Here is a 1,603-nt window from a genome sequence, read left to right as displayed (position 1 = left end):
CGGTAGTCGGCAGTCCGGTAGGTGTCAAGTCAAGTGCGACAGGGACTCTGCCGAGGTGATCGCTAGGCGGCCTCCTGGGTGGGTTGGGATGCGCCGTTCTGGTCTTCTTCGGGCTGGTTGATGTAGGCGACCGTTGGGATCTTGGGCAGGCGGGGCGTTCGGGTGAATCGGTGGGGGTTGGCCGTGCGGAAGCGTTCGACCGCCTGTTCGCGCCGGTCCTGGATGGCCGGGGCGGTGCCGATGTGCACGGTGAACGGCGTGTGCAGGCCCAGGCCGGCGTGGTAGTGCTCGTGGTTGTAGTACTGAAAGAAGTGGTGGCAGAACGTCTCGGCCTCGGCCAGGGAATCGAACCGCTCGGGAAACACCGGGCAGTACTTGAGGGTCTTGAACGCCGCCTCGCTGTAAGGGTTGTCGTTGCTGACCTTCGGCCGGGAGTGCGACTTGATGATGTCCAAGGTGGCCAGCAGGTCGGTGACCGGCTTGGAGGTCATCGCGGTGCCGTTGTCGGAGTGGATCGTCTGGGGTGCGATCCCACCGTTGGCGAGCAGGGAGTTCCCCATGAACTGCCGGGCCAGTTCACCCGATTCGCGCAGGTGAACCTCCCAGTGCACGACGTACCGCGAGAAGATGTCGATCATCACGTACAGGTCATAGAACTGTCGCTCCGCCGGACCGGGTAGCTTCGTGATGTCCCACGACCAGATCTCGTTCGGGGAGCGGGCGGCCAGATAGGGCTTCTTACGGGCCTCGTGGCGGGCCTGGGCACGGCGCTCGCGGACCTGATCGCGCTCGCGCAGCAGCCGGTACATGGTCGACACCGAGGCCAGGTAGGTGCCCTCGTCCAGCAGCGTGGCCCACACCTGGCGGGGAGCCTTGTCGGCGAAGCGCGGGCTGTTCAAGACCGTGATCAGATGCTCCCGCTCGGCCTCGGTCAGCTTGTTCGGCGGCGCCGGGCGTGGTGCCGGCGCGTGCTCGGGCTGCGGATGCAGGCTGCGGTAGTAGGAGCCGCGGGGGATCCCGGTCAGCGCACAGCAGACTGCGATCGGCAGGCAGGCGGCCCGCAACAACTCCAGCGTCTCGCGCCGGACGGTGGTCACGAAGGCTCGTTCTCCGCGCTCTCGGAGATCATTTCCAAGAGCGCGAAACCTTTTCCCATGATGTCCAGGGCGGCCTCGGTCTGCGCCAGCTTCTTCTCTGCCCGCGCCTTGTCCCGCGCCAGCGCCGCGTTCTCCTTGCGCAGCCGCTCCAGCTCCAGCTGCTCGGGCGTCTTGCGGGCCCGGGGTGCACCGGCCGGGTTAGATGCGGAGGTCAGCTCGCCGTTGTCACGCTGGCGTCGCCACAGCGAGATGCTGGACTCATACAGCCCTTCCCTGCGCAAGATCGCGCCCTTGGTGCCGTCCGGCGCCGCGTCGTACTCCTCAACGATCTGCAGCTTGTAGGCGGCGGTGAAGGTACGCCGCTTGGGCCGGTCGGCACGCGGCCCGGTACCGCGCTGGAGGTCATGGCTGGTCATGGTCACTGCGGTGGATACCCGTTCTCGCCCTACTCGTGTCAGTTAAGGAATTTTAGTCCCATCTGTCTCACTTGAGCTTGGCACAGAGGG

2 protein-coding genes are annotated in these 1,603 nt (G+C 66.0%); both read right to left on the bottom strand.

Annotated elements, in window-relative coordinates; genetic code table 11:
• Nucleotides 1-62: 62 nt before the first annotated feature.
• Nucleotides 63-1,097, bottom strand: a complete 1,035-nt coding sequence (locus tag ABN273_RS59165; RefSeq protein WP_349458590.1) for an IS3 family transposase — start codon at nt 1,095-1,097, stop codon at nt 63-65.
• The gene (locus ABN273_RS59160; protein ID WP_349458589.1) at nt 1,094-1,513 is read right to left on the bottom strand and encodes a transposase; all 420 of its coding nucleotides are present in this window, start codon (nt 1,511-1,513) and stop codon (nt 1,094-1,096) included. Before ABN273_RS59160 ends, ABN273_RS59165 begins: the two co-directional genes overlap by 4 nt.
• Nucleotides 1,514-1,603 lie beyond the last annotated feature (90 nt).

It is taken from the genome of Nonomuraea sp. B19D2 (assembly GCF_040137845.1).
In the GTDB taxonomy this organism is placed as follows: Bacteria; Actinomycetota; Actinomycetes; order Streptosporangiales; family Streptosporangiaceae; genus Nonomuraea.
The sequence above is the reverse complement of the archived record's forward strand: the minus strand, read 5'-3'. Positions and strand labels throughout refer to the sequence as shown.